This is a genomic window from Enterobacter sp. CM29 (assembly GCF_013179605.1).
In the GTDB taxonomy this organism is placed as follows: domain Bacteria; phylum Pseudomonadota; class Gammaproteobacteria; order Enterobacterales; family Enterobacteriaceae; genus Enterobacter; species Enterobacter intestinihominis.
In genome coordinates this window covers 1-3,074 of record NZ_JABMCU010000297.1, presented here as the reverse complement: position 1 = coordinate 3,074, position 3,074 = coordinate 1, and the positions used below count along the sequence as shown (strand labels likewise).

Genomic DNA, 3,074 nt, shown 5'->3' with positions numbered 1-3,074 from the left:
CCCGCTTTCGCAATCGCGTCGCAAAGCCGTTTGTCTTCATTAATCAGGCGCAGCGCTTCAGCCACCAGCGCCGGAACGAACGCTTCCTGCCAAAGCGCAATCTTCATGCGGTCGAGATTGTTCATCAGGTTCACCGCCGTCGGGCGGGAGGCACGCAGGGTCTCCAGCGCCGCCGCCAGCTCGTCGCGGCTTTTACCGCTTTCCGCTAACAGCGCCAGCAGCAGGCTTGCAGAGAGACCAATCAACGGCGCGCCACGCACGCGCAGAGCGTGGATATGCCCAACCAGCGCCTCCACCGTCGTGGCATCCAGCCAGCGTTTCTCCTGCGGAAGCGCCTGCTGGTCGAGAATATAGAGCTGATTATTCGCCACCCGCAGGCTGGTCGTCTGTAATGTCTGCATGTCGTTAATTCCCTGTTGCGTTGTTGTAGCACATTGTGTCAGGATGAAATCCAGATGTATAGACGTCTACATGTCTTAATTAGCAAAACTGAGGAGCAGGCCATGTCGCAATACCGTACCTTTACCGCTCAGGACGCCGTGGAGTATGCCAGGCAGTTTGGCGGACTTGACGATCCGTCATCGCTGGTGGAGGCGCAGGAAATCGGCGACGGTAACCTCAATCTGGTCTTTAAAGTTTTCGACCGCGCGGGCGTGAGCCGCATCGTCGTTAAGCAGGCGCTGCCCTACGTACGCTGCGTCGGCGAATCCTGGCCGCTGACGCTGGATCGCGCCCGTCTTGAAGCGCAAACTCTGGTCGAGCATTACCAGCACAGCCCGCAGCACACGGTGAAAATCCACCACTTTGACCCGGAACTGGCGGTGATGGTGATGGAAGATCTCTCCAGCCATCGCATCTGGCGCGGCGAGCTGATCAGAAATAATTATTACCCACAGGCGGCGCGTCAGCTGGGGGAATATCTGGCTCACACCCTGTTCCACACCAGCGATTTTTATCTGCATCCGCACGAGAAAAAAGCGCAGGTAGCGAAATTCATCAACCCGGAGATGTGCGAGATCACCGAAGATCTTTTCTTCAACGATCCGTACCAGATCCACGCGCGCAACAGCTACCCGGCCAAGCTGGAAAACGATGTTGCCGCCCTGCGCGACGACGCCCAGCTTAAAATCGCCGTGGCCTCCCTCAAGCACCGCTTTTTCTCGCACGCCGAAGCCCTGCTGCACGGAGACATTCACAGCGGTTCGATTTTTGTGGCCGACGGCAGCCTGAAGGCCATCGACGCTGAGTTCGGCTATTTCGGGCCGATTGGCTTTGACGTTGGCACCGCCATCGGCAACCTGCTGCTGAACTTCTGCGGCCTGCCGGGGCACCTCGGCATTCGCGATGCCGCCGCCGCGCGCGAGCAGCGCCTGACCGATATTCAGGAACTGTGGAACACCTTTGCGGAGCGCTTCCAGGTGCTGGCAAACGAGAAAGCCCGCGACGCCGCACTCAGCGCACCGGGCTATGCCTACGCATTCCTGAAAAAGGTCTGGCACGATGCCATCGGATTCTGCGGCACCGAGCTGATTCGCCGCAGCGTCGGGCTTTCCCATGTGGCGGATATCAACACCATTCAGGATGAAGCGATGCGTCACGAATGCCTGCGCCACGCGATATCCCTCGGCAAGGCGCTGATTGTGATTGCCGACCGCATCGACAGCGCGGAAGAGCTGGTCGCGCGGGTGCGGCAGTACAGTTGAGAACGTTTGCCCGGTGGCGCTGCGCTTACCGGGCCTACGGGTGCAAAGTGTAGGCCGGGTAAGGCGAAGCCGCCACCCGGCAAAAACTCACCCCAGATACTCAATCACTGACATCCCACCGTTATAATCCGTGCTGTAAATAATCCCCTGCGCATCCACAAACACGTCGCACGACTGGATCACCTGCGGGCGATTGGGCCGCGTATCCATCATCTTTTCCGGCGCCGCGGGCACCAGCGCCCCCGTTTCTACCGGGCGATACGGATTGGAAATGTCATACGCGCGCACGCCCGCGTTCTGGTACGTCGCGAAGATCAGCGTTGAGCTGACAAAGCTCCCCGGCCGGTTCTCGTGCAGGTTGTGCGGGCCGAAATGCGCCCCTTTCGCCACGTAGTCGGTTTCATCCGGCTGCGGGAAGGTAGAAATGCTCACCGGGTTCGACGGCTCGCGGATATCAAACAGCCAGATCAGCTTCTCGCCGTCCTGCTGGTTATCCAGCACCGCCTCGTCCAGCACCACCAGCAGGTCGCGATCCGGCAGCGGAAGCGCGGTGTGCGTCCCGCCGCCAAACGGCGGGCTCCAGTTACGGTGGCTAATGAGCTTAGGCCGGGTGCGGTCCTTCACGTCCAGCAGCGTCAGGCCACCGTCGCGCCAGCTGCCGTACGCGGTATCGCCTGCAATAATCGCATGGTGCAGGGCGTAGCGTTTGCCTTCCGGCCAGTTCGGCTGTTCGCCTTCGGCCTGATTCATCCCCGGCAGCCACCAGCGTCCCGCCACTTCAGGCTTGCGCGGGTCCGCCAGATCGATGGTCAGAAAGATATAGTCGGTAAAGCCGTCTATCAGCGCTGAGACATACGCCCAGCGGCCACCGACGTACCAGATGCGGTGAATGCCGATGCCGCTCAGCGATAAAAAGCCTATCTCGCGTGGCCTGTCCGGTGTGGAGATATCAAAGACGCGAAGCCCGGCGCTCCAGCCTTTATCCTGCACGTCACTGACGGTCTCCCCCACCTGGCGGGTGTAGTAGACCTTCTCGTCGGCAAAACGCGCATCGGCAAACAGATCCCGGGCGTTGATCACCAGCAGCAGGTCGTCATGCGCCTGGAGATGCACATTCCAGGTACCCGGCGGCGCAGGCACGTATCCTGCGGCTTTTGGTTTTTTCGGGTCGCGCACATCCACTATCGAAAAGCCCTGCGACACCATATGGCCGATATAGGCGAAACCGCGGTGTACCATCAGCTGCACGCCGTCCGGGCGACCGCCCTGATCGCTATGGCCAATCAGCCGCATATTGCGGCTGTATTCGGGTTGAGGTAATGCAGACATGTATAAGTCCTTTCGCCGGATGGCGGCTGCGCCTTATCCGGC

At 60.2% G+C, this 3,074-nt stretch carries 2 protein-coding genes and 1 pseudogene; 1 reads left to right on the top strand and 2 read right to left on the bottom strand.

The window, feature by feature from the left end:
- Nucleotides 1–401: pseudogene (locus tag HP459_RS22135) on the bottom strand (S-methyl-5-thioribose-1-phosphate isomerase); the annotation flags it as partial.
- Between the two features lie 102 nt (nucleotides 402–503).
- Between HP459_RS22135 and mtnK the strand changes: the two are divergent.
- The gene (gene mtnK / locus HP459_RS22130; protein ID WP_155024318.1) at nucleotides 504–1,703 is read left to right on the top strand and encodes an S-methyl-5-thioribose kinase; all 1,200 of its coding nucleotides are present in this window, start codon (nucleotides 504–506) and stop codon (nucleotides 1,701–1,703) included.
- Between the two features lie 87 nt (nucleotides 1,704–1,790).
- On the opposite strand, the gene HP459_RS22125 is transcribed toward mtnK, so the two are convergent.
- Nucleotides 1,791–3,032 carry an LVIVD repeat-containing protein gene (locus HP459_RS22125; protein ID WP_023299569.1) on the bottom strand — a complete coding sequence of 414 codons (1,242 nt, stop codon included), beginning with the start codon at nucleotides 3,030–3,032 and terminating at the stop codon, nucleotides 1,791–1,793.
- Nucleotides 3,033–3,074 lie beyond the last annotated feature (42 nt).